The following is a 22,991-nucleotide window of genomic DNA, read 5'->3' as shown; positions in this document are numbered from 1 at the left end:
GGCTGGCTCATATGAGTCAGCCTCTTATTTTTAATGATTATAGGAATCTTGAAAGCCCTAATAGGAGGGTAGAAGCAATCATTGAAAAGAGCATTAGCATCACAATTATCTTTCTAGCCTTTTTATTTCTCATTTTTTAACTCCTCCTCAACAGTGACTATGCTGCTCTTTTATTTTAATAAAAAAAACAATTTTCAACAACTGAATAAATTATGAAGGATTTTTGACAAATTAGTAGAATATTTTATATTATTATATTATTCTGAAGAAGGTATGGTGGGAGATAATGGTGAAAAAAGTCGATCACATAGGGATCGCTGTCAAATCTTTAGAGGATCACGTGTCATTTTATACGGAAACTCTTGGTTTGCATCTAGAAGGAATCGAGGAAGTTCCAAGCCAAAGAGTAAAAGTAGCCTTTATACATGTAGGGGAGACAAAATTAGAGCTGCTTGAACCGACATCTGACGACAGTCCAATTGCAAAATTTATCGAAAAACGGGGGGAAGGAATCCATCATATCGCTCTTGGGGTAGAGTCTATCGAAGCGCGTATAGCGGATATGAATGAAAAAGGAATCAAAATGATAGACAATGCGCCAAGACCAGGTGCACATGGAACAAAGGTTGCATTTATGCATCCAAAATCTACAGGAGGGGTATTATATGAGTTCTGTGAAAAATAAAGAAGTAGCTCACACACCAGATATGTTTGAAAAAATTTATGAGCTTTATGATTTAAAGCGTGAAATTGAATTAGGCGGTGGGGACGCCCGCATCGCGAAGCAACACGAAAAAGGAAAGCTTACAGCTAGAGAAAGAATCGAATTATTAGTGGACCCAGGAACATTTGTTGAACTAAATGCATTTATCGAGCACCGCAGCAATGATTTCGGTCTTGAAAATGTAAAAGGACCTGGTGATGGGGTAGTAACTGGTTATGGTAAAGTAAATGGACGCCCTATTTACTTATTCTCACAAGATTTTACCGTTTTCGGCGGTGCATTAGGCGAAATGCATGCAATGAAGATTGCTAATGTTATGGACCTTGCTGCGAAAAACGGAGCACCATTTGTTGGCTTAAACGATTCTGGTGGTGCGAGAATTCAAGAGGGTGTTGTTTCTCTAGATGGTTACGGCCAAATTTTCTACCGTAACTCAATTTACTCTGGGGTTATTCCGCAAGTTTCCGTTATTTTAGGACCTTGCGCAGGTGGAGCAGTTTATTCACCAGCGATTACTGATTTTGTATTTATGGTTGATAAAACAAGCCAAATGTTTATTACTGGACCGAAGGTAATTGAAACCGTTACCGCAGAAAAAATCAGTGCTGAAGATCTTGGTGGAGCGAAAGTACATAGTACGATTAGCGGTAACTGCCATTATCATGCTGAAACAGAACAAGAGGTTATTCAAGCTGTTCGCGATGTATTAAGCTATCTTCCTAGCAACTGTAATGAAATGCCACCTCGCTTAGAGCCAACTGAAGAAGATGATTATCGTCCAGATTTAGCGGAGGTTGTTCCTATCAATGCGACGAAGCCTTATGACGTACGTGTTGTTATAGAACAGGTTGTAGATTCCGGATCTTTTATGGAAATACACAAAGAATTCGCTAAAAACATCGTAGTTGGTTTTGCAAGAATTAAAGGGGAACCAGTTGGGTTAGTATGTAATCAGCCTAAGTTTATGGCCGGCGGACTTGATATCGACTCATCCGATAAAGCAGCACGCTTTATCCGTTTGTGTGATTCGTTCAATGTTCCAATCATCACTTTCGAGGATGTAACAGGCTTCTTCCCAGGCGTTAAACAAGAACACGGTGGAATTATTCGTCACGGTGCGAAGATCCTTTATGCTTATTCTGAAGCAACTGTTCCAAAATTAACGGTTATCACAAGAAAAGCATACGGCGGTGCATACGTTGCATTAAATAGTAAATCGATTGGTGCGGATTTAGTATTTGCATGGCCAAATGCGGAAATTGCGGTTATGGGACCTCAAGGTGCTGCTAATATCATCTTTGCTCGTGAGATTGCTAACAGTCCAGACCCTGAAGCAACTCGTGCTGCAAAAATCGAAGAGTACCGTGAGAAATTTGCGAACCCATACGTTGCTGCAAGCCGCGGTATGGTTGATGATGTAATCGACCCTCGTGAAACAAGAATCAAATTGATTCAAGCTCTTGACATGCTTCGTAATAAAGAAGAAAAGAGACCAAAGAAAAAACACGGAAATATTCCTCTTTAATAGGGAAAATCCAAAAAGCACAAATGAAGCGCTGGCTTCGTTTGTGCTTTTTTTAATAAAAGGAACTTTCCCTCACGGATTTGTAATTATTTGCTTGATTAATTCGCTTAACGGTATACTTAAGAGTAATTACTACAGTATGGGGGTAGCAAAATGGCTATTAATCAAGAGCGCTTACTTAATGAATTTTTAGAACTTGTGCAAATTGACTCTGAAACAAGATTCGAGGCGGAAATCGCCAAGGTGTTAAAAGAAAAATTCACCCAATTAGGAGTCGACGTGTTTGAAGACGATACAACCTCGATTACCGGTCATGGCGCAGGTAACCTTATCTGTACACTTCAGGGAACAAAAGAAGGAGTAGACACAATTTACTTCACATCCCACATGGATACCGTTGTACCTGGTAAAGGGGTAAAGCCTAGCATCCAAGACGGGTATGTCGTGACGGACGGAACAACCATATTAGGTGCTGACGATAAAGCCGGTTTGGCAGTTATGCTTGAGACAGTTCGTGTTTTAAAAGAACAAAACATCCCACACGGAAAAATAGAATTTATCATTACCGTTGGTGAAGAATCAGGTTTACATGGCGCCAAGGCCTTAGATCCAAAACTTATTACTGCAAAATACGGTTATGCGTTGGACAGTGATGGGAAGGTTGGAAATATAATTGTTGCAGCGCCTACGCAAGCAAAAATAACCGCCATTATTCATGGGAAAACGGCTCATGCAGGTGTAGCTCCTGAAAAAGGCATTTCTGCGATTACGATTGCAGCAAAAGCTGTATCAAGAATGTCACTTGGGAGAATTGACGAAGAAACAACCGCGAACATTGGTCGATTTGAAGGCGGGAAGCAAACCAATATTGTTGCTGATCGCGTTGATATTTTAGCAGAAGCCCGCTCGCTTATTCCGGAAAAAATGGAAAAGCAAGCCAACAGTATGAAAGAGGCATTTGAAGGTGCTGCAGCAGAAATGGGCGGAACTGCTGAGGTTGAAATTGATGTCATGTATCCAGGCTTTAAATTCGGTGCAGGGGATCATGTGGTTGAAGTTGCCAGGAAGGCAGCTGCAAAGATTGGCCGAAGCTGTGAGTTGCTGCACAGTGGCGGTGGCAGTGATGCTAACGTGATTGCCGGGTTTGGAATCCCAACGGTTAATCTCGCTGTTGGTTATGAGGAAATACATACAACGAACGAGCGGATGTCTATTGAAGAACTAAATAAATTGGCTGAAATGACAGTTGCCATTATTGAAGAAGTGGCAGGAAATTAAATTGGACTAAGGAGAGCGAGGTTTCGCTCTCTTTTTGTTATACTTAACAATAGAAACGAGCAAAGCAGAGGTGGCTTTTGTGAAGGAAATGTACCCGAAAAATGGCAGAGTAATCCTACATGTTGATATGAACAGCTTCTATGCTTCTGTTGAAATGGCACATGATCCGTCCCTAAAAGGAAAACCACTGGCCATCGCTGGAAATGTTGAAGAAAGACGGGGAATTATTGTCACATGCAGCTATGAAGCTAGAAGATTTGGTGTAAAGACCACTATGCCATTATGGGAAGCCAAAAAGCTCTGCCCACAGCTGATTGTTAAGAAGCCTAATTTTGACCGCTATCGTGAGGCCTCCATCAAGATGTTTGAGGTTCTGCGCAGCTATACCTCATTAGTAGAGCCTGTTTCGATTGATGAAGGCTATATGGATATTACCGATTGTTATGAACTCGGAGCTCCTCTTGATCTTGCTCAATCCATTCAAAAGACGCTGCTCCAAGACTATCAGCTTCCTTGCAGTATTGGGATTGCCCCTAATAAATTTCTTGCCAAAATGGCTTCCGATATGAAAAAGCCTTTAGGAATTACCATTTTAAGAAAGCGGGATATTCCGTTTGTTCTGTGGCCAATGCCAGTAGCAGAAATGCATGGGGTCGGCAAAAAAACAGCGGAGAAATTAGCTCCATTAGGAATCAACACGATCGGCAATTTAGCTGAAGCAAATGAGATTCAATTAAAGGCATTATTGGGAATTAACGGTTTAAGATTGAAGAATCGAGCTAATGGTATCGATAACCGGCCCGTTAATCCGGATTCTGTTTATGATTTTAAAAGTATTGGAAATTCAACTACTTTAGCTAAGGATATTTCGAATCAACATCAGCTATTACAAGTTATTGAAAGTCTGGTAGAGAAAGTCGCTCACCGACTAAAGCGGAAGAAGGTATTTGCACAAACGATTAGTATAACGATCCGCTATAAAGATAGAAAGACGTTTACTCGAAGCAAAAAACTGGTCAATCCTGTGCGAACTCCGGAGGAGATCAATCAAGTGGCTAAACAGCTTTTTTTAAAGCATTGGAATGGTGAAGCGATAAGACTGCTCGGGGTAACCGGTACGGACCTGGCTGAACAAGATGAAGCTGTTAAACAGCTTGATTTGTTTTCCTATGAAAAAGAGGCGAAAAACGAACCGTTGTATCAAACGTTGGAAAAGCTTCGAGAGAAATTCGGCAAACATGTTATTGAAAAAGCAGGGGATTTGGAAGCAGACCGTAACGGGAAGCCATTAATCGGGACTGATACCAGTTTTAATCGTGACTTTCTACAACAGGAAAAAAGCGATAAAAAAGAGTAGTTCGTCCCCTTTTCTTAAGCCTTACTAAAAAAGATAGGAATGCAAATAGTTGAATCTATTGTCGAATCTTGCTAAAGTATTAAAGATACATTTTTTATCGGATATTGTGCTAGAAGGGACGTTAGATCATGAATAAACAACAAATTGGCGTGATTGGTTTAGCTGTGATGGGAAAAAACCTCGCAATGAACATTGAAAGTAGAGGATTTACGGTTTCAGTATATAATCGTTCTCGTGAAAAAACAGATGAGATGTTAGCTGAAACGGTTGGGAAAAATATTGTTGCTACATATACAATTGAGGAATTTGTTGATTCATTAGAAAAGCCTCGAAAAATTTTGCTAATGGTTAAAGCAGGTGCGGCTACAGATGCTACGATTGAGCTGTTAAAGCCGTTGCTTGATAAAGGTGATATCGTCATTGACGGTGGAAATACTTTCTTTGTGGATACTCAGCGCCGTAATCAGGAATTAAGTGCTCTTGGTATCCATTTCATCGGTACTGGGGTATCCGGCGGGGAAGAGGGAGCGTTACGCGGACCTTCGATTATGCCTGGCGGTCAAAAGGAAGCACATGAACTCGTTGCACCGATCTTTGAAGCGATCTCAGCAAAAGTTGATGGTGAAGCTTGTACAACCTATATCGGTCCAGATGGAGCGGGTCATTATGTTAAAATGGTTCACAATGGCATTGAATATGGGGATATGCAATTAATCTCTGAAGCATACTTCTTGCTAAAGCATGTATTAGGCCTAAGTGCAGCTGAGTTTCATTCTGTTTTTTCAGAGTGGAATAAAGGAGAGCTTGACAGTTATTTAATTGAAATTACGGCTGATATTTTCACAAAGATGGATGAGGAAACTGGAAAGCCACTTGTTGATTTGATCCTTGATACAGCTGGTCAAAAGGGAACAGGAAAATGGACAAGTCAAAGTGCTTTAGATTTAGGAGTTCCGCTTCCAATCATTACGGAATCTGTCTTTGCCCGGTTTATTTCTGCGATGAAGGATGAACGAGTGCAGGCAAGCAAATTGTTAACTGGTCCTGAGACAAAACCGTTTACGGGCGATAAGCAGGCTTTTATTGAAGCAGTCCGCAAGGCATTGTATATGAGTAAAATCTGCTCCTATGCTCAAGGTTTTGCTCAAATGCGCGCAGCATCGGATGAATATAATTGGGATCTACAGTACGGTGATATTGCGATGATCTTCCGAGGTGGATGTATTATTCGTGCTCAATTCCTGCAAAAAATTAAGGATGCATATGATCGCGATCCAGGCCTAAAGAACTTATTGCTGGATCCTTATTTCAAAGAAATTATTGAAGGTTACCAAAGTGCGCTTCGTGAGATCATTGGTTTGGCAGTTCAAAACGGAATTCCAGTACCATGTTTCTCTGCGGCATTGTCCTATTATGACAGCTACAGAATGGCCACTTTACCTGCGAATCTTCTTCAGGCTCAACGTGATTATTTTGGTGCTCATACGTACCAACGCATTGATAAAGAAGGAATTTTCCACACCGAGTGGATGGAAAAATAAATAAGTTAGGGAAGAGCATTTGTCCTTGAGCCTCGCTCAAGGACATTTTTATGTGTGCTGGAAGAAGTTTTGTCCTTGAAAGCCGGGCTCAAGGACATTTTTATGTGTGCCGGAGTAAGATTTGTCCTTGAGAGCCGGGCTCAAGGACATTTTTGATGAGTGTCGGAGGAAGTTTTGTCCTTGAGAGCCGCGCTTAAGGACATTTTCATGGGTGTCGGAGTAAGTTTTGTCCTTGAGAGCCCGTCTCAAGGACATTTTCATGGGTTCCGAGAGAACTTTTGTCCTTGAGAGCCCGTCTCAAGGATATTTTTATGAGTGCCGGAAGAAGTTTTGTCCTTGAAAGCCGGGCTCAAGGACATTTTTATGAGTGCCGGAGTAAGTTTTGTCCTTGAGAGCCCGTCTCAAGGACATTTTCATGAGTGTCGGAGGAAGTTTTGTCCTTGAGAGCCCGTCTCAAGGACATTTTCATGTGTGTCGGAGGAAGTTTTGTCCTTGAGAGCCGCGCTTAAGGACATTTTCATGTGTGTCGGAGGAAGTTTTGTCCTTGAGAGCCGGGCTCAAGGACATTTTTATGAGTGCCGGAGGCTCTTTTGTCCTTGAGAGGCTTGCTCAAGGACATTTTCATGAGTGTCGGAGGAAGTTTTGTCCTTGAGAGCCACGCTCAAGGACATTTTCATGAGTGTCGGAGGAAGTTTTGTCCTTGAGAGCCGCGCTTAAGGACATTTTCATGAGTGTCGGAGGAAGTTTTGTCCTTGAGAGCCGGGCTCAAGGACATTTTCATGAGTGTCGGAGGAAGTTTTGTCCTTGAGAGCCGCGCTTAAGGACATTTTCATGAGTGTCGGAGGAAGTTTTGTCCTTGAGAGCCGCGCTTAAGGACATTTTCATGTGTGTCGGAGGAAGTTTTGTCCTTGAGAGCCACGCTCAAGGACATTTTTATGTGTGCTGGAGGAAGTTTTGTCCTTGAGAGCCGGGCTCAAGGACATTTTCATGAGTGTTGGAAGACTTTTTGTCCTTGAGAGCCCGTCTCAAGGACATTTTTATGTGTGCCGGAGTAAGTTTTGTCCTTGAGAGTCACGCTCAAGGACATTTCTATAAGTAAAGGAAGCCCTTTTGTCCTTGAAATCCCTGCTTAAGGACATTTTCTTGATTGTGAGGTCATCCTTTTTCTAAATAAAAGACCCGCATCACATTGATGCGGGTCTTAAAACTATTAATTACATGTCTCAACGTCTAAGGTTGTCACAGGCCACCAGTGGAAGCCATCTTTTTCTAGCAATTCATGAGCTGCTTGCGGGCCCATTTTCCCGGATTCATAATTTGGAAAGCTTGTTTCCTTCATGTTTCTCCAAGCATTGGAGATGTTATCAACAAAGCTCCAAGAGAGGGCTACTTCATCCCAGTGTGTAAAGTTGGTAGCATCACCGCGCATGCAATCAAAAAGGAGCAGTTCATAGGCTTCTGGAGTATTCATTCCATTAATTCCTTTATTGGCAAAGCTCATCTTTACCGGAGTGGCATCAAGGCTTTGTCCAAATTTCTTTGCATTTAAGTGGAGGGTGATTCCCTCTTCAGGTTGAATATGAATAACAAGCAGGTTTGGAGCCAATGTTTGTTCTGTTTGGTAATACAAATTCATCGGAATATCTTTAAATTGAATAACAATCTTCGTTTGCTTCGTTAACATTCGTTTACCCGTGCGGATGTAAAATGGAACTCCAGCCCAACGGAAATTATCAATCATTAATTTTCCAGCCACAAATGTTTCAGTAGTCGATTCAGGATCAACCATGTCTTCATTCCGGTAAGCAGGAAGCTGCTCTCCATTTACAACACCTTCGCCATACTGACCGCGCACAAAATATTTACCAACATCTTCACCCGTTACTTGTCTTAACGACCTTAGAACACGAACCTTTTCTGAGCGAATTTCGTCCGTGGTAAGGCGGATAGGGGGTTCCATTGCTAGCAGAGCAACCATTTGCAACATATGATTTTGAACCATATCGCGGAGTGCTCCGCTTTTTTCATAATAACGTCCTCGTTCCTCTACCCCTAATACTTCACTGGAAGTAATTTGAATATTGGATATGTATCGATTATTCCACAGCGGTTCGAACATTGCGTTTGCAAAACGGATGACCTCAATATTTTGGACCATTTCTTTACCCAGATAGTGGTCAATCCGATAGATTTCATTTTCTGAAAAAGCTGTGCGAATTTGTTTATTTAATTTTTTAGCAGATTCAAGGTCATGACCGAACGGCTTTTCAATAACTAAACGTTTAAAGCCTTTAACATTTGTTAATCCGTCTTTTTTCAAATGCTCAGCAATTGTTCCAAAGAACTCAGGAGCCATCGCTAAATAAAAGATTCGGTTGCCGTTAAGCTTGAAACGATTGTCTAACTCCTCAGCCAGCTGATTAAGTGCAGTATAAGAACTTGAATCGGTCACATCATGGGAGTGATAAGAAAAGTGTGAAATAAATTCATCAATATTTTCACTGCTATTTTCTGCAGATAAAACAGAATCTTTCACATTCTGTTTAAATTGTTCATCAGTAAGGGAGCGACGGGCAACTCCAATCACAGCAAAACGATCTAAATTTCCTTTTTGATAGAGCTGATAGAGGGAAGGAAATAGCTTGCGATTTGCTAGATCGCCTGTTGCTCCAAAAATCATAATCAATGCGGTTGGTTTTTCAGTTTGGTTCACAATGCTGTACCTCTCTTTATTTAAATTCAATAATATGCAGATAATTGATAATGACCTATACAGATATAAAATTTTATCGTTTTGTTTATCAATAAGCAAATATAAAGTGACATATATCGATAGTTTTCTTCTTTTTTCGCCTTAATATCCTAATCCTCTGCATCTGGTATAGGTGAGACTAAACTCATTACTTTATTGTATGTTATAGTATTGCTAGCATATAATGAAATTTGCTCCCGAGAGCTTGATTTGTAATGGGAAGGAGTTAATGTAAGTGGAAGTGTTCTTTTTAGGTACCGGTGCGGGAATACCGGCTAAGCTTCGCAACGTCACTTCGATTGCTTTAAAGCTATTGGAGGAACGGGGAAGTGTTTGGCTTTTTGATTGTGGGGAGGCGACCCAACATCAAATTTTACATACAGCCATTAAACCACGTAGAATTGAAAAAATCTTTATTACACACCTTCACGGCGATCATCTATACGGATTGCCGGGTTTACTCTCGAGCCGTTCATTTCAGGGAGGAGAAACCGAAGTTACCGTATACGGTCCAAAAGGTTTGAATGAATATATTAATGTAAGTTTAACGGTCAGTCAGACCTATTTAAAATATCCTTTAAAGGTGATTGAGATCGAGGAGGGCACTATTTTTGAAGATGACCAATTTCTCGTAGAGGCGCTGTCTTTAGACCATGGGATCCGGTCTTACGGATTTCGCATTGTTGAAAAAGATCGTCCCGGAACATTGCGTGCAGACGAGTTATCTAAAGCTGGAATTAAGCCGGGCCCGATTTATAAAAAAATCAAGAATGGTGAAAATGTAACGCTAGAAGATGGTACAGTGATTGAGGCTGTTAAATTTTTAGGACCTAAACAGAAGGGGAGAATTGTAACCATTCTTGGTGATACGAGAAAGTGTGAAAATGCAGAAGAATTGGCTTTTGAAGCGGATTTGCTCGTGCATGAGGCAACTTTTTCAAAAGGGGAGGAAGATCTAGCCCGTGACTACTTCCATTCTACTACTCACCAAGCAGCCGAAATAGCCAAACGAGCAGGTGTAAAAAAGCTTTGCTTGACCCATATAAGCTCACGTTATGACAGAGATGCCTGGAAAGAGCTTGTTGCTGAAGCAAAAGAAATTTTTCATGATACCGAAATAGCTGAGGATTTCAAAGAAATTGACATTCCATTACAAAAAAATAGTTGAGTCGTAAAAATAAAATCCCCACGAAGGGGCTGCCAACCATATTGAAATTAGTTTGGCACTTATTTTGTACGATAAAAGAAGAAAAAGTATATTACCATTTTCTTCTTTTATTTTGTTTTGGAAAACCAAATAGGTTTGGTTTATTTTCAATATACATATTTTTTCCGTTTCTTTTCTTATCCCGGTCTATTAATGAATCTAGTTTTTGAACTGCTTTTTCCAGCTCGGATTCCGTTATTTCTCCCTTTGCATATAAACTGCATAATAGTCCATAAGCGAGTGCTTTCGTATCAATTTCTATATTCACATTTAGATCAACTTCAGAGTTCCCACTATTCTCAATCACAGTTTTAAGTTTATTTTCAATAGATTCCTGCATATTTACCCCTTCCTAGTTTTTGTTAAACGAAAGGGATACTGTTTAAGTATCCCTTTCATCGTTAGTCTTGCTCCTGTTCTTGTTCCTGCTCCTGATCTGAATCTGCCTCGGATCTTGAACGGACTCTTGCGCGTGAATCACTATCAACATTAATATCGACATCTATATTAGAGTTACCGCTATTAAAAACTCTGGCATTAGCTACATTTGTGTTTTTGTCTTTTAGGTTAATATCATTATCATTATCTAGGTCGTTATCAATTCTAGAATTTACATCTGCCTCCACATCTACATCGTTACGAACGTCATTGTTATTAGAACGGCGATTTCTTCCGAAGAAATCAGGGTTTCTCCATACTCTGCTCACTACTCTTCCCTCCTTTAAGTTTCCTTAATAGTTTATTAAAAAAAGAGCAAGTCGTTTGGACAAAGGTCTAACAAAATGATAGACAATTGCACATTTTTACATAAAATCTTTTTGAAAATAAAAAAAGACGCAAGTTATCCTCACGTCTTTCTTGAATCTGTGGTATTATTCTTTGGTTTTATCATTTTCGTCCATATTAAACCAAAGTGGATCGGTATCATCAATGTCTCCATTATAATTGATTAGAATTTCTTCCCCTGCCTTAATATCTTTGTAAGCAAAGAAGTCAAAGGTATGGTTCGGAAAGTTAATTTCATATGTGGCATTTGGCTGATATGAATGGTTAAACAGCATGCCATACCCTAATAGAATGGCAGAATGGTTTTTACCATATTCAAATGCATAATCGGCGAGAAGCGTTTTCTCGATGTGAATATGCTCATCATTTGGATAGGGTAGAACAGGTGCTTCATGGATTAACTCACCTTTGGCGATATCCCGTGTCGCGAAAACACCTCTATTAAGCTCGCCGTCGCTAAGTTTGGAAGTCTTTATTTCAATCATGTTTTTCTCCTTCAAGTTATTTACTATTCTTAAAGCTAACAGTTGTTGGAACTGAAAGCAACTGTTTTGTTAAACCTTTCTGGCAAATATAACCACAAAATTAAAATATTTATAGATACAATCTACATCATGAAAACCAATTTCCTTAAGCCAGTTTAACTGCATATCTAAAGTTGCCATTTTATCTAATTTGGTTCGTTCGTGTGCAGCCTTTAGCTCTTCTTGTGTTAAGCCGCTATGTTCAATTTTATTTTTCCAGTCGTTTTTATAAAGTGACTCAATAAAGGGTGTTTGGCCAAGAACCTGGTCAGCATTTATAAATACTCCGTCGGTTTTTAACACTCCGTAAATATGGTCATACAATCTTCTTTTTTCAGGGTCTGTTAAATGGTGAATCGATAAGGAAGATACAATCATATCAAATTTTTTATTAAAATGATATTTCGTATAATCCTCAACAATATATGTGATATTATCGTAATTCTTAAATCTTTGTCTTGCTTTTTCGATCATTTTTTCAGATAGATCAATTAAGGTAACCTTCGCTTTTGGGAACTTTTTTAAAATAAAAGAAGTTAATAAACCAGTGCCTGCGCCGATATCTAGGACGGCTGGTTCCTCCTTGCTTGTTTCTAAAACGGAAACGGGGATAGAATAAAAATCCTTAAAGCACGGAATCAATTTTTCCCTTTGTTGATCATATTGGCTTGCATTTTCATTGAACTTTTCCTTTACTTCATCTCTTGTTACCATTATCGTTCCCCCTTTGATTGATTGTTACTTGAATTATATGGTAATTTATTTATAATGAAAATTAACATAAATTTGTATTTTTAATAACGGTTTGTTATTAGAGTAGGGGATAAGCATGGATATTAAGTGGTTAAAAACCTTTATTACTGCAGCTAAATATGAAAATTTTCGGCAAGCCTCAGAAGAGCTTTTTCTTACCCAGCCTGCGATAACGAAGCACATCAAACGGCTTGAGAGTCAGTTAAATATTGAATTATTTACCCGAGCAGGAAAAACTGTAACCCTGACAGCAGCTGGGCTTAAATTTCTCCCCTATGCCATTGAGATTATTGAGAAATATGAACAAAGATTGGAAGACTTCAATTTGTGGAAGCAGGGCTATAATCGGAAGTTAATTATTGCTAGTGCGCCGCAAATAGCTTCAGCGATTCTCCCATCCCTTTTGCGGAAATTTATGAATGAGAATCCAGATATAGAGGTTATTATAAACATTGTTCAATCTTTTGACATTGGTGAGGAAATCAGCTCAGGTAGAGCGGACTTAGGACTATCAAGGATACAACCAGTACAAACAAATATAAATTCAGTCATCGTCCACGAAGAGCCAGTCATCTTAGTTGGATCTAGTGAAAACGGAGTGCATCTTGACGAAAAAACAGCTCTAAATAAATTTAGGTTAATCACACATAATCATCCCGAATATTGGGATGAACTTTTACCGATTATTAAAAGCCACTATCCTGCTATCCAGTCGATGGCAGTTAATCAAGTAGAAATTACAAAACGTTTTATTGAGGAGGGGCTAGGTGTATCTTATTTGCCGATGATGATGGTAAAAGAAGAAATTAAAGTGGGGAAATTAGTAGAAATTCACTCAGATAAAATAACTTTGCCTGTCTCGGCAACCTATGTAGTTACGAAAGTAGAAACCGCTGAAATGAAAACTTTTTTAAGATTTTTAAAGGCTGAATTGTCCTCTAATGCAGACGTTACTTAGTCTGCAAAGAAGGACTAAAATTATATTTCACAGGTCGCGATCATTGGATAAAAGAAAAGCTGAACCTATATTTGTTCAGCTTTTCTTTTACTTATATCTATTGATTAATAATTCCAGCCCCGCTCATACTGCTTTGGACCTTCTATGTTTACCCCAAGCTGTTTAGCTGCCGTTCTTGGCCAGTACGGGTCGCGCAGCAGTTCTCTTGCAAGGAATATGAGATCAGCCCGTTCATTTTGCAGAATTTCTTCAGCATGCAGTGGGGAGGTGATCAGTCCGACTGCACCAGTGGGAATGTCGGCCTGCTGCTTAATCGTTTCAGAGAGCTTTACCTGATAGCCAGGATAGATTGAAATAGCAGCGTGAACAAGTCCGCCCGAACTTACATCAACAAGATCAACTCCTTGTTCCTTCAGCCATTGCCCGATTGTAATAAAGTCCTCAGCCTTTAAACCTTGTTCATGATAATCACTTGCAGATACTCTTACTAGCAATGGGCCGTTCCAAACCGTTTTCACCGCTTCAATCACTTCTTTTAAAATACGATAGCGATTTTCAGCGGTACCCCCGTATTCGTCATGGCGTTGATTGCTTAGCGGTGACAAAAACTCGTGGATAAGGTAGCCGTGTGCCGCATGAATTTCAATGACATCAAAGCCAGCGCGTTTTGCCCGTTCTGCTCCTTGTTTGAATGCTTCAATTGTCTCGCTGATTTCCTCTTTTGTCATTTCTTTTGGTGTTTTTGAGTTTTGATCAAATGGAATCACCGAAGGAGCAAGAATCTCTCCCTCTACTCCAGCTTTTCTTCCGGCATGAGCAAGTTGAATACCGATCTTTGTGCCATGTTCCTTTACGAGTTGGGTCAGCTTTTTGAAGCCTTCCACATGCTCATCGTTCCATATTCCTAAATCTCGGTTCGAAATCCGGCCCTGTGCGGTGACAGCAGTTGCTTCAATGATGATTAGCCCAACTTGGCCAACAGCTCTGCTCACATAATGAGTGATGTGCCAGTTACTCATCGTTCCATCTTCTTTTTCAGAAGAATACATACACATCGGTGCCATTACCACACGATTTTTTAAGGTGAGCCCTTTTATGGTATAGGGATAAAATAACTTTGCAGTCAAAATAAAAAGCCTCCTTTTATTTCGTGAATCTAAAGATATCACAAGTATAGCAGAGGCTTAATGATTAAGGAATTTTTTCCAACTTTTTATTTACTTTACCGGATACAGTTCGTCACTAAGGGCGATGCCGAGACGTTTCGATTGAGCAGTAGCTTCTTTAATGCATTGAATAAAGGCCTTTTGTACCTCAAACGACTCTAACACGCGAATTCCTGCTTCAGTCGTTCCGCCTGGGCTCGTTACCTCGGACCGTAATTGATAAGATGGCTTAGTTGATTTAGCGACCATCTCAGCAGCTCCTTGCAAGGTTTGCACAATCAGGTCCTTGGCTACATCTTTATCAAGTCCGATTTCATCTGCTCCTTTTTCCATCGCTTCGATCAAATAATAAATATAGGCCGGGCCGCTTCCAGAAAGGCCAGTTATCGCATCAATCTGATTTTCTTCAACAAAAGTGGTTAAGCCAACTGTTTCGAAAATGGCTTGCACAATTTCCTTTTGACGGTCAGAGACATATGAATTAATAGCTAGACCAGTTGCTGATTTGCCAACAGTTGCTGATGTATTTGGCATCGCTCTAACAACAGGTAATTTTTTTTCAGCAAGCAGTTCAATGCTCTCGATTGACACACCTGCTAACACACTGATGAGCATTGTGTTTTCGGTTAAATAAGCGCGAATTTGCGAAATCCCAGTGGCAGCTTCTTTCGGCTTCATTGCTAAAATAACGGCATCCGCATTTTCCAATAGCTCGCTTAAATCATAAGTGCCATTTACACCATATTTTTGATGAAGGCGATCCAACTTTTCTTGATTGCTTCGGTTTGTTACCCAAATTTGTTCCCCTTTAAGGAAGTTGTTTTCGACAATGCCTGAAATCATTGCTTCAGCCATTGAACCGGCCCCAATAAATGCAAGTTTTTTCATGAATCTTTGTTCCCCTTTATTTTAATAATTTTGTAGTGTGGTTCTATTTGTTGTCATTAGCATGAGCTTCAAGTACTTGATTAACAAAAGGCCTGTTGATTTCCGCTCCAGGTGCTCGCTTTCCGCGGGGGAGTCCGGGAGCCTCCTCGGCGCCATAGCGCCTGTGGGGTCTCCCGTGACACCTTCTCCCGCAGGACGTGAATAATCATCCTTGAATGAACAGCGCACGATAAAATGCCTAAGCATTTTAGAGGAGTCTCGCACCTTCCGCTCCAATCAACAGAGTGTTTAAAAATAACATTGTTCTTTAACACAGTTAAACAAAAAAGACCCGTCGTCCGTAAAAAGGACGAAAGGTCTTAGCTTCCGTGGTACCACCTTTATTCACCTTTTCTCATAGTGCAAAAAAGGTGCAGCTTTGGCTCCGTTAACGCAGGATTCACGTTTAGGTTTCCCTAACAGCTCATATGGCAGGTTCGATGGTCAGAGGACGGTGAAGCTTTTCAGCCGTGAGCTTCACTCTCTTGCGTCATTTCCCATTTACTAATCCATACTCATCGCTTATTTTTCCGTTAGTAAATTTTATAGTGATTATGCAAGAAGGAATGCTTGTCTGTCAAGTAATTATGAATAGAAATTTTATTATTTTTTTGTAGTTATGTGAATATAATGACAATTTAGCGAATTTTAGGTTATACTTATCTTTATACTTTTACTTATTGAAATTATTTATTCTTTTTATTGGATTTCTGTTAATTGATTTTTATCTAAATATAATTTTTTAGGAGTTGGTTGAATGACAGAATGGAGAAACGGTATTGCCAAAATCACGCTGCCGACTCCCTTTCCAGTTGGTGACGTAAATGTGTTTCTTGTTAAGGGAGAGCGATTAACCCTCGTTGATGCCGGAACAAATACCGAAGAATCATGGAATTCCTTTGTAAGACAGCTCAATGACTTACACCTGACCCCAAATGATATTGAGCAAATTATTATTACCCACCATCACCCCGATCATGTCGGTTTGCTTGCTTATTTTCCTGAAACGTTAGAAGTCTATGGTCATCCCTATAATCAGCGTTGGTTAACAATTACTGAGCAGTTTATAGAGGAGAATGAAGCCTTTTTTGTTCGAACTTTAAAGGAATTTGGTGTAGCCGATCAGTTTTTAGCGTTGAAAGGCGTGTTTCGGAAAACAACAAAGTTTTCCTGTAACCGTACTTTGACCGGCCATCTTATTGAAGGAGATACACCTCCTGGGCTAAGCGACTGGAAGGTGATTGAAACACCCGGTCACGCTTCAAGCCACATCGGGCTGTTTCGTGAGAGTGATGGGGCTTATATTGGCGGTGATCAATTACTGCCTCATATTTCACCAAACCCTCTCCTTGAGCCACCGCTTCCAGGGGAACAGGATCGCCCACAGCCGCAGCTGCAGTTAAATGCTTCCTTGAAAAATTTGGCACAGTTTCCGATTCAAATTGTTTATCCAGGTCATGGCGATGACATTACTGATGCAGGGGCTTTAATCGAAAAACGGCTTAGCCGTCAGCATGAACGGGCTATGCAGGTGAAAGAGTGGCTTAAAAGTGAGGAAATGACGGTTTATGAGGTTTGCCAGCGCTTATTTCCACACCTTTATGAACGGGAGCTGGTGCTGACTTTATCGCAAACTGTGGCGCAAATTGACTATTTGCTTTCATTGCAGGAAATTACTATGATAAATAAGGAGTTTCCGTATCGATATAAAGCAAATTGAGGTGTCGATTTTATGGCTAATGAACGACTTATCGGAAAAAATGTGGTGATTACAGGTGCATCAGGTGGAATTGGAGCTGAAATGGCTCGCCTTTGTGCGGAGGCCGGTGCACGGCTTGTCCTGATGGCTAGAAGTGTGGATAAATTAGAAATCCTTAAAGAAGAGTTACAGACTCGTTTCGGGGTGGAAGTGCTCGTTTATCAGCTTGATGTTTCGGACACGAACGCCATTAAAGTTGTGTTCGCCGACGTGCTGCAGTCTCTAGGACATATTGATGTGTTAGTCAATAATGCCGGATTCGGAATATTTCGCGAGGCTCATGAAGCATCAATTGAAGAAATTAAGAGCATGTTTGAAGTGAATGTAGTGGGATTATTGGCTTGCACAAGCATGGTTCTTCCGGTTATGCGGGAACGCCGCTTTGGTCACATCATCAATATAGCGTCACAGGCCGGAAAAATGGCTACACCGAAATCAAGTGTATATTCAGCGACAAAGCATGCCGTTCTCGGCTATTCAAACAGCCTCCGAATGGAGCTTGCCGACCTGGGCATCTATGTTACCACAGTTAATCCCGGGCCGATTGCCACTAATTTTTTCAATATTGCCGATGAAAAGGGCACGTATTTAAAAAATATTTCTCGGTGGGTTTTGCAGCCGGAATACGTTGCGCGCCAGGTCGTTGGGCGCATGCTCACGAAAACGCGGGAAATCAATTTGCCGCGTTGGATGAATGCAGCCAGCATCTTTTATACGCTGTTTCCTCGGGTCGTTGAGCGGGTAGGAAAGCGGGCATTTAATAAAAAATAGCCATGTAACTTTTGCCGCTCTTATCCGTCAATTATGGTAAGAGGTGGTTAAAGATGCGCAATTTTACTTTGGTTAGTGTATTGATTCTGTTTTTGATGCTCGCGCTAGCGGGGTGCAGCAGCTTCGGTCAGGCTGACTTAACAAAAGCAAAAACAGGTTATATTACGGATATTGATGACCAGCGCATCCTTGTGAACGATACATACTTTACAGCAAGTAGCAATGTTAAAGTTGTCTCTGACACTGGTAAGAGAATGAACTTTAGCGATCTTGATATTGGGGTACAGGTAGAGCCTTGGTTTGACGGGGCGATTCGAGAATCGTTTCCGGCCCAGGCAGATGTGAAAAAAATAGTGGTCATCGTAGATAAGGACGATAAGCAAGTGCAGGATGCTGTAAAAGCAATTGTTGAATATTCAGAAGCAAACTACGGGAAGCCGGTCGTGTTTCAAGCGAGCAAGCGGACTGAGGAGCTGTTTGAAGCAACGATAGCGGGGCTGACATTGGAGAATCCGAATCCCGTTACGATTCGGTATGATTTTGCGACACAACAAATTGAAGTGGAATAAGACTGTGTTATTCACTTTCGATTTCTTTTTTTAAAACGGTTGGAGGAGCTATTCAGGTAGCTCCTCTTTATTTTGGGCTAAAAATCCTCCATAAAATTTCCATTGAAACCGAACGCATATTCGCTTAAGATAAAGAGTATAATAAGATAAGAACTAATGTTCGCATCTTGAGTGGAGAAGGGATTGCTATGGTGGATTACAGCAAGATGCCAAAACAGCATGTATTATGCGTCGACATGAAGAGCTTCTATGCAAGCTGCTCCGCCGTAATGCTTGGCCTCGATCCGCTTGAATGTTATTTAGCGGTGGTCGGAAATCAGGAGCGGCAGGGAAGTGTCGTGCTCGCTGCCTCGCCTCGTTTGAAAAAAGATTTTGGCATTAAAACGGGCTCGCGCATGTTCGAGATTCCAAACGATCCGCGCATTCACATTGTCGAGCCGAAAATGGCAACCTATTTGCGTATTTCCACGGAAATTACGCGCTTGTTTCACCGGTTTGTACCAAAGGAAGCCATTCATGTTTACAGTGTCGATGAGAGCTTTTTAAAGGTCGATGGTGCATCGAATCTTTGGGGAGATGCCCGTACCATTGCTGAAAAAATAAAAAAGGATATCGAGAGAGAATTTCAGCTTACTTGTACAATCGGGATTGGCCCGAATATGCTCATGTCAAAGCTTTGTCTCGATTTGGAGGCGAAAAAATTAGGAATTGCGGAGTGGACGTATGATGATGTCCAAACGAAGCTGTGGCGCGTTTCACCGTTAAGAGAAATGTGGGGGATTGGCAGACAAGTCGAAAAAACATTAAATAGCATGGGAATTTTTTCTGTCGGTCAGCTTGCTCGTTACGATTTGGAGAAGCTTGAAAAGAAATTCGGCATTATGGGCAATCAGTTGTATTATCACGCCTGGGGTGTTGATTTTTCCGAAATCGGCGCACCGATTATCGAAGGGCAAATCAGCTTTGGAAAAAGTCAGATTTTACTGCGCGATTATAAAGAGGAGCATGAAATTAAAAGCGTGATCCTTGAGATGTGTGAGGAAGTGGCGCGGCGAGCTCGTAACCGCCGTAAAGCAGGACGGACGATTAGTCTCAGTATCACTTACAGCAAGGATGAATTTGGCGGCGGCTTCCATCGGTCGAGAACCATTGCCGACCCGACTAATATTACGATGGATCTTTATCGCGTTTGCTTAGAGCTGTTTCACGAGAACTATCAAGGAAAAACGGTCCGGCAAATTGCGATTTCATTAGGGAATATTGTCGATGACCACCAAATGCAATTAAGCCTGTTTGAAATGAACAGATGGAGAAAGCATGAGCTTGGCTACACGGTCGATCGAATTCGCAATCGATTTGGCTCGGGCGCCTTGTTGCGCGCCGTTTCGTACACCGAAGCGGGGACGTCCAGACATAGAGCCAATCTTGTGGGCGGGCATAAGAGATAGGTTTTTGCTGCCGGTGCAAAGAAAGGTTTTATTTTTTGAAAAAGAGGTGAGCCGGGATGATTCGTGATCGCGGTAGAATTAAATGGACATCGATGATGTTGCCCGAGCATGTAAAGATGCTGAGGGATTGGGTCAAGGAGGATACGTATGAATACAAAAAGCAGTTGGATGAACAGCAGCTTGAGCAGATGAATGAAACGATTTCTGGTGCGATGGAATTTGACCAACTCGTAACAATCAGTCATTACCATAGTCATAATTATGAAATCGTCGTAGGGAAAATTCATTATTGGGATGCACTAGGGGGCAAGCTGCATATTGTCGACCGCTTTGAGGAAGTACATCAAATTAAGCTGACGGATATTTATGATGTTCGGTTGGCGGATTAAATTTTGGTGAGTGCGGAGATGAGAATATATTTATAGTTGCACAAAGAGAAACCCAAAAACAAATATGCTACAATAGGAGGCGTTCAAAGGGAAAGGGGATATAAAACATGCAGATTATCATCACGGAAGAAGCAGGAAAGAAGTTAACCGAAAAAACAGCAGGAAAAGATGGTTATCTGAAGCTGGTTTACGATATAGAGGACTGTGGCTGTGCGGTTAATGGTGTACCAGTCCTGTGGTTTGTAAAGGAACTCTCCGGAGACGAAGTAGAAGTGAAAACAAACAAGTGCACCATATATATGGAAAAGGATAAGCTGGTGTTTTTTGATGAAACGATGAGTCTTGATTTTTCCGTGACCGCGAATTGCTTTCAGCTGAAAAGTCCAAGTCAATATTTGAATCCGAGAATGAGCTTAGTTGATAAAACAAAATAAGCTAGATGTAAGAAGGGCTGCCCCCGTTGAATGAATTTAGCAGCCCTTTTTTTAGAAAAGATTCCGTTTTTTATTTAATAGAACTAACTTGTTCCGTTAGAATTCCTAAACCCGCACTCTTCCAAGAACTCGTCAACCGCCTGTTCATACTCCGTACGGTTTTCATTAAGAGATTGGGCGTGACCTCCAATGGCAGCCAAAAACAGCTTCTTCGGTCCGGGTTTGCGTTCATATAATGCCTCGGTCATCGAAGGCAAAATGTATTTGTCATTTTGGCTATGAATAAACAAAATCGGATTTTTGATATTTTCAATGACAGAAATAGGTGATACCTCTTTTACCGAATATTTATCGCGGAGCCGTAAAAACAAATCACCGAGTGGAAGCACCAAACGTGGCGGAAGCTTCACATCTTTTTTTATTTGGTATTCTAACAGCTCCTTAAAGTCGGAGAAAGGACAATCAGCTATATAAAAATCGGCACCATCCTCAATCATTCCGGCGTAAAGCAGCGTTGTGGCAGCACCCATCGACTCGCCATGAATTCCTAGCAGCAAATCTGGTCCTTTATCGTTTTTAAGCCAATCGACCACGGCTTTTAAATCTAATTTTTCATAATGGCCAAAGCTCGTCGTTTTACCGCCGGATTCGCCGTGACGGCGATGATCGTAAATGACCGCATTAAAGCCCCGCTCAAGAAACAGGTTCATATATTTAACGGAATTCATTTTATTTTCGGTAACGCCGTGACAAATCACAATATAGCGATTTGTCTTATGTGGTTCAACCAAAATGGTTTTTAACTTATAACCGAGCGGAGAATCGATTAAAACCTCACGTTTTGGCAAGCTCTCGAACTGAATCGGGTCAAATCGGCCTGCAGCGGCTTCCCGCATTAAAACCAATTTTTCATCTTTCTTTTTCATATACATAAGGCGATTTGAAAAATAAACGCCAATCGATGATGCTGCTAAAAGGATGGAGCCCAATAGTCCGGCAGCTTTTTTCTTTTTCAAACTTAAAGCCTCCCCTCCAAACAGAACTTTTCAAAGGTGGGTATAAACATGCGTTAGCCAATGAAATCACTTTATTTTACCACTTTATTTATGCATAGAACAAAAAAGAGGTGCCTCCTAATCAATGGAGTCACCTGAAAAGATTACTGCTTTGCATTTTGCCGTTTTGTTGGGTGTATGGCTTTTTCCATATCCTCTGCGGCCATTACTGGTCTTGTTGTATCACTCGACGTTTTTCCTTTTTGACTATATCCTTTTTCACGCTTTTGGCTCATCGTAACATCCCCTTTCTTTAATAAGATGGATGAAAGGTCGCGGCGTTATTCATGCCCAATTTTCTCACAGATGATATAATAATGAAGAAATATTGCAGTGGAGGTCCGTTCGCATGAAAAAACAACATTCAAAAAAACAAAATCAAAAACCCAAAAAAGATGAAGCCGCTGTGACGCTGGGCGATATGCTTAACGGTGATTTAGTAAATAAACTGAAAAACAAACAACAGGAACTGAAGGCAGAGGAAGAACGGAAGAAGGAAGCAGAGGAGCTGCGCCTAAAAGAGGAAAGACGATTAAAAGAGAAAAACAAATCATTCGAAGAGATGCTAAATGAAAGCTCAATGAGCTGGAAGGATTTTAAATAAACGGTTTGAAACAGAGATAACCCAAGGTGCATACGACCTTGGGTTATCTTTTTTTGATTATGCTTATGAAATTTTGATTGTGTATTTGAGAAGTCGCTTGGTTCCAATATACAGCTAACTGAGGAGTTTTTTATTAAAAAACAACTTATTTTTTGAAAATGGCCCGGATTTTTTAAAAAAAGGTTATTTTTTTGAGGAAAACCTGTAATTTCTTCAAAAAAACGTGTTTTTTTCGGATTTTCCGCATTTTTTTTAAAATATTTGCTCGCGGGAAAGAGTTTATGCTCGTTTAAATGTGAATATGGGACAAGTTAAAAAATATATCGGGTCAACCCCCTAAGTTTGGACATATACTCATGTTTACTCACGATTCCTTTGTTTTTAAAAAAACTTTTTTATCTATACAGCGATTGGTTTTTTATGATTTATTAGTCCTGCTTCAAACTGTTTTAAGAACTCTTTAG

The 22,991-nt window shown here is 40.6% G+C and carries 24 protein-coding genes; 14 read left to right on the top strand and 10 right to left on the bottom strand.

The window, feature by feature from the left end:
- Positions 1-37: 37 nt before the first annotated feature.
- Positions 38-133, bottom strand: a complete 96-nt coding sequence (prli42, locus tag ACI48O_RS12055; RefSeq protein WP_435562065.1) for a stressosome-associated protein Prli42 — start codon at positions 131-133, stop codon at positions 38-40.
- A 153-nt stretch (positions 134-286) separates the two neighbouring features.
- On the opposite strand from prli42, the gene mce reads away from it, so the two are divergent.
- From mce to gndA, 5 genes are all read left to right on the top strand, one after another.
- Positions 287-685, top strand: a complete 399-nt coding sequence (mce, locus tag ACI48O_RS12050) for a methylmalonyl-CoA epimerase (RefSeq protein WP_435562064.1) — start codon at positions 287-289, stop codon at positions 683-685.
- Positions 666-2,249 carry an acyl-CoA carboxylase subunit beta gene (locus ACI48O_RS12045; protein ID WP_435562063.1) on the top strand — a complete coding sequence of 528 codons (1,584 nt, stop codon included), beginning with the start codon at positions 666-668 and terminating at the stop codon, positions 2,247-2,249. The genes mce and ACI48O_RS12045 overlap by 20 nt, the downstream gene beginning before the upstream one ends.
- A gap of 153 nt (positions 2,250-2,402) precedes the next feature.
- Positions 2,403-3,527 carry a M20/M25/M40 family metallo-hydrolase gene (locus ACI48O_RS12040; RefSeq protein WP_435562062.1) on the top strand — a complete coding sequence of 375 codons (1,125 nt, stop codon included), beginning with the start codon at positions 2,403-2,405 and terminating at the stop codon, positions 3,525-3,527.
- Positions 3,528-3,606: 79 nt separating this feature from the next.
- The gene (locus tag ACI48O_RS12035) at positions 3,607-4,884 is read left to right on the top strand and encodes a DNA polymerase IV (RefSeq protein WP_435562061.1); all 1,278 of its coding nucleotides are present in this window, start codon (positions 3,607-3,609) and stop codon (positions 4,882-4,884) included.
- A 128-nt stretch (positions 4,885-5,012) separates the two neighbouring features.
- On the top strand, positions 5,013-6,425 hold the full coding sequence (gndA, locus tag ACI48O_RS12030; RefSeq protein WP_435562060.1) for an NADP-dependent phosphogluconate dehydrogenase: 1,413 nt from the start codon (positions 5,013-5,015) through the stop codon (positions 6,423-6,425).
- A gap of 1,210 nt (positions 6,426-7,635) precedes the next feature.
- Here the strand turns inward: gndA and zwf are convergent.
- Positions 7,636-9,138, bottom strand: a complete 1,503-nt coding sequence (gene zwf / locus ACI48O_RS12025) for a glucose-6-phosphate dehydrogenase (protein ID WP_435562059.1) — start codon at positions 9,136-9,138, stop codon at positions 7,636-7,638.
- A 274-nt stretch (positions 9,139-9,412) separates the two neighbouring features.
- On the opposite strand from zwf, the gene rnz reads away from it, so the two are divergent.
- Complete coding sequence (gene rnz, locus ACI48O_RS12020) at positions 9,413-10,345, top strand: ribonuclease Z (protein ID WP_435562058.1); 933 nt, start codon at positions 9,413-9,415, stop codon at positions 10,343-10,345.
- A gap of 91 nt (positions 10,346-10,436) precedes the next feature.
- Here rnz and ACI48O_RS12015 read toward each other — a convergent pair whose 3' ends face one another.
- The 4 genes from ACI48O_RS12015 to ACI48O_RS12000 all read right to left on the bottom strand — a co-directional run bounded on the left by ACI48O_RS12015 (position 10,437) and on the right by ACI48O_RS12000 (position 12,408).
- A complete protein-coding gene (locus tag ACI48O_RS12015) occupies positions 10,437-10,724 on the bottom strand; it encodes a hypothetical protein (protein ID WP_435562057.1) in 288 nt (95 codons plus the stop codon).
- Positions 10,725-10,785: 61 nt separating this feature from the next.
- On the bottom strand, positions 10,786-11,091 hold the full coding sequence (locus tag ACI48O_RS12010) for a hypothetical protein (RefSeq protein WP_435562056.1): 306 nt from the start codon (positions 11,089-11,091) through the stop codon (positions 10,786-10,788).
- Positions 11,092-11,256: 165 nt separating this feature from the next.
- Complete coding sequence (locus ACI48O_RS12005) at positions 11,257-11,655, bottom strand: SET domain-containing protein (protein WP_435562055.1); 399 nt, start codon at positions 11,653-11,655, stop codon at positions 11,257-11,259.
- Positions 11,656-11,724: 69 nt separating this feature from the next.
- Positions 11,725-12,408, bottom strand: coding sequence for a class I SAM-dependent methyltransferase (locus tag ACI48O_RS12000; RefSeq protein WP_435562054.1), 684 nt, complete (start codon positions 12,406-12,408; stop codon positions 11,725-11,727).
- A gap of 115 nt (positions 12,409-12,523) precedes the next feature.
- Between ACI48O_RS12000 and ACI48O_RS11995 the strand changes: the two genes are divergently transcribed.
- Entirely contained in the window at positions 12,524-13,405 is an 882-nt protein-coding gene (locus ACI48O_RS11995; protein ID WP_435562053.1) for a LysR family transcriptional regulator, read from the top strand.
- A 104-nt stretch (positions 13,406-13,509) separates the two neighbouring features.
- Here the strand turns inward: ACI48O_RS11995 and namA are convergent, their stop codons facing one another.
- Both namA and proC read right to left on the bottom strand, forming a co-directional pair.
- Positions 13,510-14,532 carry an NADPH dehydrogenase NamA gene (gene namA / locus ACI48O_RS11990; RefSeq protein WP_435562052.1) on the bottom strand — a complete coding sequence of 341 codons (1,023 nt, stop codon included), beginning with the start codon at positions 14,530-14,532 and terminating at the stop codon, positions 13,510-13,512.
- Positions 14,533-14,622: 90 nt separating this feature from the next.
- Positions 14,623-15,459: a pyrroline-5-carboxylate reductase gene (gene proC, locus ACI48O_RS11985; RefSeq protein ID WP_435562051.1), complete on the bottom strand. Its 837-nt coding sequence runs from the start codon at positions 15,457-15,459 to the stop codon at positions 14,623-14,625.
- Between the two features lie 796 nt (positions 15,460-16,255).
- Here proC and ACI48O_RS11980 point away from each other — a divergent pair.
- The 6 genes from ACI48O_RS11980 to ACI48O_RS11955 all read left to right on the top strand — a co-directional run bounded on the left by ACI48O_RS11980 (position 16,256) and on the right by ACI48O_RS11955 (position 20,868).
- The gene (locus ACI48O_RS11980; RefSeq protein ID WP_435562050.1) at positions 16,256-17,218 is read left to right on the top strand and encodes an MBL fold metallo-hydrolase; all 963 of its coding nucleotides are present in this window, start codon (positions 16,256-16,258) and stop codon (positions 17,216-17,218) included.
- A 12-nt stretch (positions 17,219-17,230) separates the two neighbouring features.
- Positions 17,231-18,028, top strand: coding sequence for an SDR family NAD(P)-dependent oxidoreductase (locus ACI48O_RS11975; RefSeq protein ID WP_435562049.1), 798 nt, complete (start codon positions 17,231-17,233; stop codon positions 18,026-18,028).
- 53 nt (positions 18,029-18,081) lie between these two features.
- A complete protein-coding gene (locus ACI48O_RS11970) occupies positions 18,082-18,597 on the top strand; it encodes a DUF3221 domain-containing protein (protein WP_435562048.1) in 516 nt (171 codons plus the stop codon).
- A 188-nt stretch (positions 18,598-18,785) separates the two neighbouring features.
- Positions 18,786-20,045 carry a Y-family DNA polymerase gene (locus tag ACI48O_RS11965; protein WP_435562047.1) on the top strand — a complete coding sequence of 420 codons (1,260 nt, stop codon included), beginning with the start codon at positions 18,786-18,788 and terminating at the stop codon, positions 20,043-20,045.
- 56 nt (positions 20,046-20,101) lie between these two features.
- Positions 20,102-20,434: a YolD-like family protein gene (locus ACI48O_RS11960; protein WP_435562046.1), complete on the top strand. Its 333-nt coding sequence runs from the start codon at positions 20,102-20,104 to the stop codon at positions 20,432-20,434.
- Between the two features lie 107 nt (positions 20,435-20,541).
- Entirely contained in the window at positions 20,542-20,868 is a 327-nt protein-coding gene (locus tag ACI48O_RS11955) for an iron-sulfur cluster biosynthesis family protein (protein ID WP_435562045.1), read from the top strand.
- Between the two features lie 83 nt (positions 20,869-20,951).
- On the opposite strand, the gene ACI48O_RS11950 is transcribed toward ACI48O_RS11955, so the two are convergent.
- Together ACI48O_RS11950 and ACI48O_RS11945 are read right to left on the bottom strand one after the other, a co-directional pair.
- Positions 20,952-21,884, bottom strand: a complete 933-nt coding sequence (locus ACI48O_RS11950; RefSeq protein WP_435562044.1) for an alpha/beta hydrolase — start codon at positions 21,882-21,884, stop codon at positions 20,952-20,954.
- A gap of 143 nt (positions 21,885-22,027) precedes the next feature.
- Positions 22,028-22,159 (bottom strand): hypothetical protein, encoded by a 132-nt coding sequence (locus tag ACI48O_RS11945; protein ID WP_435562043.1) that lies wholly within the window; start codon positions 22,157-22,159, stop codon positions 22,028-22,030.
- Positions 22,160-22,272: 113 nt separating this feature from the next.
- Here ACI48O_RS11945 and ACI48O_RS11940 point away from each other — a divergent pair, with 113 nt between their 5' ends.
- The gene (locus tag ACI48O_RS11940; RefSeq protein ID WP_435562042.1) at positions 22,273-22,527 is read left to right on the top strand and encodes a YqkE family protein; all 255 of its coding nucleotides are present in this window, start codon (positions 22,273-22,275) and stop codon (positions 22,525-22,527) included.
- The last annotated feature ends 464 nt before the right edge of the window (positions 22,528-22,991 follow it).

The organism is Neobacillus terrisolis, assembly GCF_051233475.1.
Classification (GTDB): Bacteria; Bacillota; Bacilli; order Bacillales; family Cytobacillaceae; genus Bacillus_BU.
The sequence above is the reverse complement of the archived record's forward strand: the minus strand, read 5'-3'. Positions and strand labels throughout refer to the sequence as shown.